We start from the raw sequence: 6,094 nt of genomic DNA, 5'->3' as shown, positions 1-6,094 counted from the left end.
AGGCGCGCAGAACATGCACTTGCCGGAAGGCCCGCAGAGCATGCACTTGCCGGAAGGCGCGCGGGACCTGAACTTGCCAAAAGGCGCGCAGGCCGGTCCTAGGCTGGCTATCTCGACTGAAAGGACGGAGCGGGGTCATGGCGGGGTTTCCTGAAATTCAGACACAGGCAACCATGACACGATGACCAAACTTGGACCGGATTCGGACCCATTGCGCCTTCCGTCGCGCCATCGGTCGACACGGAGGTCGATTCTTGCGCGCAAGGGCCTAGGATCGGTCAGGGACCGCCGGTCCGACACCGGCAGCACAGGGAGAAGACCCGAGATGACCGAGCACCAGCCCGAGATGGCAGAACCCGGATTCCGCGACTCCGTCGACATGATGTTCAACCGCGCCGTGGCGTTGATGGACCTGTCGCCGGGGCTCGAGGAGAAGATCCGCGTCTGCAACGCCACCTATACCGTGCGCTTCGGCGTGCGGCTGCGCGGCCAGATCCACACCTTCACCGGCTACCGCTCGGTGCATTCCGAGCACATGGAGCCGGTCAAGGGCGGTATCCGCTACGCATCGTCGGTGCATCAGGAAGAGGTCGAGGCGCTGGCGGCGCTGATGACCTATAAATGCGCTCTCGTGGAGGTGCCCTATGGCGGCTCCAAGGGCGGCCTCAGGATCGACCCGCGCGACTGGGACGAGCACGAGCTCGAACAGATCACCCGGCGATTCGCCTATGAGCTGGCCAAGCGCGACCTGATCAGCCCGAGCCAGAACGTGCCCGCGCCCGACATGGGCACCGGCGAGCGCGAGATGGCCTGGATCGCCGATCAATACGCGCGGATGAACACCACCGACATCAACTCGCGCGCTGCGTCACCGGCAAACCTCTCAACGCGGGCGGCATCCATGGCCGGGTCGAGGCGACCGGGCGCGGCGTGCAATACGCGCTGCGCGAGTTCTTCCGCCATCCCGAGGACGTGGCCAAGGCCAACCTGTCGGGCACGCTCGTCGGCAAGCGGGTCATCGTGCAGGGTCTCGGCAATGTGGGCTACCACGCCGCCAAGTTCCTCTCGGAGGAGGACGGGGCCAGGATCACCGCGATCATCGAGCGCGACGGCGCGATCGTCGACGAGAACGGCCTCGACGTGGAGGCGGTGCACCAATGGATCGGCAAGCATGGCGGCGTCGCGGGCTTCGCGGGGGCCACGCATCACGAGGACGGGGCGCGGCTTCTGGAGGCGGAGTGCGACATCCTCATCCCCGCCGCTTTGGAAAGCACGATCAACCTCGGCAACGCCGACCGGATTCAGGCGCCCTTGATCATCGAGGCCGCGAACGGGCCGATCACGGCGGGCGCCGACGACATCCTGCGCGGCAAGGGCACCGTCATCATCCCCGACATGTATGCCAATGCGGGCGGCGTGACCGTGTCCTATTTCGAATGGGTCAAGAACCTCAGCCATATCCGCTTTGGCCGGATGGAGCGGCGCGCCGACGAGGCCCGCGCGCAGGCGATCGTCGACGAGCTGGAGCGCCTGTCGGACGATGAGGGGCTGGGCTGGAACCTGTCGAAGGACTTCAAGGCGCGCTATCTCAAGGGCGACGACGAGCTGGAGCTGGTCCGCTCGGGGCTCGATGACACGATGCGTACCGCCTACCAGTCGATGCGCGAGATCTGGCATTCGCGCGACGACGTGCCCGACCTGCGCACCGCGGCCTATCTCGTGGCGATCGGCCGGGTGGCGATGAGCTACCGCTCCAAGGGCCTCTGACGCCCGATAGGTTCCCCCTGGTCAACGAAAAAAGGCCGCAATCCGCCCCTAGTCTGAAGGAGACGTGAAGGCCGAAAGACGGGGAACATGGACCGAGCAAGGAAAAAGGACCGGCGCGGGACCACATCGTGCCGGTCGCATCGCAAGAGCTTCGCGAAGGACGCGCGCGGCTCCATGTCGATCGAAGCCGTGATGTGGATCCCGCTGTTCACCTTCTTCATCCTGCTGGTTGCGGATGTGTCCAACGTCTATCTCAAGCAAAGTGAGGCGATGCGGATCATTCAGGACGGCAATCGCGCGCTGTCGATCAATCGCCTCACCTCGCCCTTGGCGGCGCAAACCGCCATCGCGCAGAAGCTGGCGCTCGCTGTTCCCGGAGCGACGGTCACCACCGGGATCACCGGAAATACCATCATCACCACCGCGAGCCTGCCCCTCAGATCGATGACAATGAGCAGCAGCCTGCCGTTTCTGGGCGGCGCGGTGATGACGGTGAACGCGCGGCACATGGTGGAATACTGATCATGTGGTCGCCCCGCCGTCTTCACGACCTCTGCTTCCGGCTCGCGAAGGATGCCGCCGGGGCGATGACGCTGTTCGGTCTTTTCGTGTTTTTGACGATGGCCGTGATCGGCGGTCTCGCCATCGACGTGAGCCACGTCCATGCCGAAAGGGTGCGCCTGCAGGTGATGGCCGATGCGGCGGCCCATGCCGCACTGGTCAGCCGTCGCAAGATGTCGGCTTCGGCAGCCAAGGCGGAGGCGGTGGCGATGGTGCGCGCCTCGGACCCCGCGGCCGAGCGCGGCGACCAGTTGCTGGCCTCCGACATCTCCTTCGGGGTCTTCGACTATGCCACGGGCGGATTCGTCGCCGACCCCTCCAAAGGCATGGCGGTGCGGGTGTCGACCGCCCGTCTCGCCGCGCGCGACAACGCGGTGATCAGCTTTCTGACGCAACTGATCGGGTTCGACAGCTGGGATATTTCGCGCGAAGCGGTCTTCGTGGCCTATAATCCGGGCTGCTCCGAGGAGGGGTTCCTATCGGAGGGGCTGATCGACGTGCAGTCGAACAACGCCTATCTCAACGGCTTTTGCATGCATTCGAACACTTCCGTGTCGATCAACAACAACAACACCTTCGCCCCCGGCACCGTGTTGTCGATGCCGGACCTGTCACAGTTCTCGATGCCGTCCTCGGGCTTCAAGCAGAATGACGGGCTGCAGGCGGCGCTGCGGACCGCCACGGTCGAGATCCGCGAGCTTCGCGACCTGTCGGACATCATTTCGCAGATCCAGACCATCGGGGCCTGGCACACACCGGATTACGTCACTTCGGGAAGCGTGATCCAGCTCTCGGGGGGGCAGTTCGACCCGTCCGATTTTCGGCGCGGCCGAATCCATCGGATCTCCTGCAATGGCGGCAAGGTCCAGCTCAGGACACGCGGCCTCTACACGACGATTCGCGAGGCCGTCATCGTCACCGATTGCGAGGTCAGCCTCGGCTCGGGTCTCGCCTTTGAGGACGCGGTGCTGGCTACCACCAGCACCAGCGATAAATCGATCTCCGGCAGCTCCGGCGTGCGGCTTGGACGTGCGGATGCCTGCCTGCCGGGCGGCAGCGCGCAACTGCTGACCATGGGCGGGACGAGCCTGCCCTCCAACATGCATCTGCATGGCAGTCAGATCATCGCGAAGAAAGACATCACCTTCAGCGCGGGAGCGATGGGGGTCGGACTGTCGCTGATCGCTGGCGGCAAGATCGACGGTACCTCCAACATGCTGATGTATCGCTGCTCGGGCGGCATGAACGACAACTTCCGGGTGGATCACTACCGCCTCGCGCTCTAGCCTGCGGGCATGGACTGGACCGCCGCCATCGACGGCTATTGCGAACGGCTGACGCCCGGCCTGTGGGCCGAGCCGCTGAACCTCGTCTCAAACGCCGCATTCCTGATCGCCGCGACCTGGTGCTGGCGCCGCGCGGACGGGTTGGTACTGCCGCGAGCTCTGGCGGCGCTGCTTTTCGTCATCGGCATCGGCAGCGCGCTGTTCCATTCCTTCGCCACGATCTGGGCCTCTGCGGCCGACGTCATCCCGATCGCGGTCTTCATCCTCGCCTATGTTTATGCCGCGAACCGCGCCTATCTGGGCTGGCCGGTCTGGGCCTCGGCGCTGGGGGCGGCGGGCTTCGTGCCTTGGGCGCTATTGCTGACGCCGGTCTTCGCGGCGCTGCCCTTCCTCTCCGTCTCTGCCTTCTACTGGCCGGTGCCGCTGCTGATCGCGGTCTATGCCGCGTGGCTCTGGCGGCGCTGGCCGATGGTGGGGCGGGGGATGGCCCTGGGCGCGGCGCTGTTGTGCCTGTCTCTGGTCTTCCGCTCGCTCGACGGGGCGCTCTGCGCGAACTGGCCCATCGGTACGCATTTCGCATGGCACACGCTCAACGGGGTGATGCTGGGCTGGATGATCGAGCTGATCCGCCGGGCGCTGCTTGCGGGACCGCCCCGCGCCCGCTAAAGCCGGGATCGACCAGACAGGAGAGCCCCATGTCGATCGACACCGACACCGCCCGGCGGGTGGCCAAGCTGGCCCGCATCCGGGTCGAGGAGGAGGCGCTGCCCGCGCTCGCTTCCGAGTTCAACACCATCCTCGGCTTCATCGAACAGCTGCAGGAGGTCGATGTGACGGGCGTCGAGCCGATGACCGGCGTCACGCCAATGCATCTCAAGCGCCGCGACGACGTGGTCACCGACGGCAGCCAGCAAGATAAGGTCCTCGCCAACGCGCCCGACGCGCGCGAAGGCTTCTTCGCGGTGCCGAAGGTCGTGGAATAGGGGGCGGATTGATGACCGAACTGACCAAGCTCACCATCGCCTCGGCGCGCGACGCGCTCCGCAAGGGCGAGATTTCCTCGGTCGAGCTGACGGGCGCGTTCAACGCCGCCGTCGACGGCGGAGACAAGCTCAACGCCTATGCCCACAAGACGCCCGAGATCGCGGGCGCGCAGGCCGAGGCCGCCGATGCGCGGCTGAAATCCGGAGACGCGCCCGACCTGTGCGGCATCCCGCTCGGGATCAAGGACCTGTTCTGCACCGAAGGCGTGGCAAGCCAGGCCGCGAGCCGCATCCTCGAAGCTTTCGCCCGCAATACGAATCGACCGTCACCGGCCAATTGTTCCGCGACGGCGCTGTGATGCTGGGCAAGCTCAACATGGATGAGTTCGCTATGGGCTCGTCGAACGAGACCTCGGCCTATGGCGCCGCCGTGAACCCGTGGAAGGCCGATGATGGCGTTGATCTGACGCCTGGCGGCTCCTCGGGCGGCTCAGCCGCCGCCGTGGCCGCCGATCTCTGCCTCGGGGCCACCGGCACCGACACCGGTGGTTCGATCCGGCAACCGGCGGCCTTCACCGGCATCACCGGCATCAAGCCGACCTATGGGCGCTGCTCGCGCTTCGGCATCATCGCCTTCGCCTCATCGCTCGATCAGGCCGGGCCGATGACCCGCGACGTGCGTGATGCGGCGATCATGCTGCGCGCCATGTCGGGCCATGATCCCCGCGATTCGACCTCCGCCGATCTGCCTGTGCCCGATTTCGAGGCGATGCTGACCGGCGACATCCGCGGCAAGGTGATCGGCATCCCGCGCGAATATCATGTCGACGGAATGCCGGGCGAGATCGAGACGCTCTGGACCCGCGGCACCGAGATGCTGCGCGATGCCGGTGCCCTGATCCGTGACATCTCGCTGCCGCACACGAAATACGCGCTGCCGGCCTATTACGTGATCGCCCCCGCTGAGGCATCCTCGAACCTCGCGCGCTATGACGGCGTGCGCTTTGGCCACCGCGCCAAGCTCGCGCAGGGCGACGGCATCACCGAAATGTACGAGAAAACCCGGGCCGAGGGCTTTGGCCCGGAGGTGCAGCGCCGCATCATGGTCGGCACCTATGTGCTGTCCGCAGGCTTCTACGACGCCTATTACAACCAGGCCCGCAAGGTGCGCGCGCTGATCAAGCGCGACTTCGATCAGGTCTTCGCCGAAGGGGTCGACGCGATCCTGACGCCCGCGACGCCCTCTTCGGCTTTCGGAATCGGTGCGATGAAGGACGCCGACCCGGTGCAGATGTATCTCAACGACGTGTTCACCGTGACGGTGAACCTTGCCGGTCTGCCGGGGATCTCGGTGCCCGCAGGTCTCGATCACAAGGGCCTGCCGCTGGGCCTGCAGCTGATCGGGCGGCCGTGGGAGGAGGGCGATCTTCTGAACACCGCCTATGCGCTCGAACAGGCCGCAGGTTTCGTTTCCAAGCCCGTGAAATGGTGGTAACG

4 protein-coding genes and 2 pseudogenes are annotated in these 6,094 nt (G+C 65.7%); all 6 read left to right on the top strand.

The window, feature by feature from the left end:
• Positions 1-346: 346 nt before the first annotated feature.
• The 6 genes and pseudogenes from MBELCI_RS09020 (at position 347) to gatA (ending at position 6,092) form a co-directional block, all read left to right on the top strand.
• A pseudogene (locus MBELCI_RS09020) lies at positions 347-1,767 on the top strand (Glu/Leu/Phe/Val family dehydrogenase).
• Between the two features lie 174 nt (positions 1,768-1,941).
• Positions 1,942-2,289, top strand: coding sequence for a hypothetical protein (locus tag MBELCI_RS09015; protein ID WP_131505521.1), 348 nt, complete (start codon positions 1,942-1,944; stop codon positions 2,287-2,289).
• Positions 2,290-2,291: 2 nt separating this feature from the next.
• A complete protein-coding gene (locus tag MBELCI_RS09010) occupies positions 2,292-3,614 on the top strand; it encodes a pilus assembly protein TadG-related protein (RefSeq protein ID WP_021693881.1) in 1,323 nt (440 codons plus the stop codon).
• 9 nt (positions 3,615-3,623) lie between these two features.
• Complete coding sequence (locus tag MBELCI_RS09005; RefSeq protein WP_021693880.1) at positions 3,624-4,280, top strand: hypothetical protein; 657 nt, start codon at positions 3,624-3,626, stop codon at positions 4,278-4,280.
• A 29-nt stretch (positions 4,281-4,309) separates the two neighbouring features.
• Positions 4,310-4,597, top strand: coding sequence for an Asp-tRNA(Asn)/Glu-tRNA(Gln) amidotransferase subunit GatC (gatC, locus tag MBELCI_RS09000; protein WP_021693879.1), 288 nt, complete (start codon positions 4,310-4,312; stop codon positions 4,595-4,597).
• 11 nt (positions 4,598-4,608) lie between these two features.
• A pseudogene (gene gatA / locus MBELCI_RS08995) lies at positions 4,609-6,092 on the top strand (Asp-tRNA(Asn)/Glu-tRNA(Gln) amidotransferase subunit GatA).
• The last annotated feature ends 2 nt before the right edge of the window (positions 6,093-6,094 follow it).

The sequence above is a fragment of the Limimaricola cinnabarinus LL-001 genome (genome assembly GCF_000466965.1).
Taxonomy (GTDB): Bacteria; Pseudomonadota; Alphaproteobacteria; order Rhodobacterales; family Rhodobacteraceae; genus Limimaricola; species Limimaricola cinnabarinus.
This window is presented reverse-complemented; position numbering and strand designations above follow the sequence as displayed.

Coding starts and splice junctions, on each gene's coding strand:
- MBELCI_RS09010 (WP_021693881.1), top strand. CDS start 2,292: ATGTGGTCGCCCCGCCGTCTTCACGACCTCTGCTTCCGGCTCGCGAAG.
- gatC (WP_021693879.1), top strand. CDS start 4,310: ATGTCGATCGACACCGACACCGCCCGGCGGGTGGCCAAGCTGGCCCGC.
- MBELCI_RS09005 (WP_021693880.1), top strand. CDS start 3,624: ATGGACTGGACCGCCGCCATCGACGGCTATTGCGAACGGCTGACGCCC.
- MBELCI_RS09015 (WP_131505521.1), top strand. CDS start 1,942: ATGTCGATCGAAGCCGTGATGTGGATCCCGCTGTTCACCTTCTTCATC.